The sequence below is a fragment of the Idiomarina sp. Sol25 genome, assembly GCF_033052775.1.
Lineage (GTDB): Bacteria > Pseudomonadota > Gammaproteobacteria > Enterobacterales > Alteromonadaceae > Idiomarina.
Map to the genome: position 1 here is coordinate 1 of NZ_JAUPEW010000115.1, position 272 is coordinate 272.

A 272-nucleotide genomic window follows, 5' to 3' on the forward strand; every position below is an offset into this window, starting at 1 on the left:
GGTTTGGCCTTGAGGCTCGTCGCCGCATTATGTTGGGCAGCTATTTACTTTCTTCGGGGGTATATGACAAGTATTACTACCCTGCACAGCAGGTTCGTACTCTTATTACACAAGATTATCTCAATGCTTACGAAAAGGTTGACTGTATTGTTGCTCCCGTAAGTCCTCGCACCGCATTTAAGTTTGGTGAAATCGCCGACCCAACGTCAATGTATCTTTCCGATATGTTTACCATTTCAATCAACATTGCTGGCAACGGTGGGATGAGCTTT

The 272-nt window shown here is 44.9% G+C and carries 1 protein-coding gene; it reads left to right on the forward strand.

Going from position 1 to position 272, the window contains the following annotated elements; all coding sequences use genetic code 11:
• The coding region (locus Q5L94_RS13685) for an amidase family protein (RefSeq protein ID WP_317498906.1) at nt 1–272 on the forward strand (272 nt) is incomplete at both ends.